Below are 261 nucleotides of genomic sequence, written 5' to 3' on the forward strand. Positions count from 1 at the left end.
GTCGGGACATCCAGTGCTGGTTGGCGACGAAGTTGGAAAGCGAAAGGCCCGCGCAGAAGCGCAGCGCGACGAAGCCAGCGGGCGAGGACGCGTAGACGGCGGCGAGGGCGAGCGCGAGCGCGCAGACGAGGCTGGCAACCCCGGACGCCCGGCGCGGACCGAGGAGGTCGCAGGCGGGGCCCATGGCGAGGCGGCCGACCAGGGCCGCAGAGAGCGAGGCGACGGCTGCCGTGGAGGAGTCGGAGGGCGCGAGGACGAGCG

1 protein-coding gene is annotated in these 261 nt (G+C 74.3%); it reads right to left on the bottom strand.

The features are described 5' to 3' along the window. Positions 1 to 261, bottom strand: a 261-nt coding sequence (locus ACZ3HG_RS24075; RefSeq protein ID WP_465334940.1) for a hypothetical protein, incomplete at both ends; no start/stop codon positions are given.

The sequence above is a fragment of the Erwinia sp. PME.40.26/001 genome (assembly GCF_055556675.1).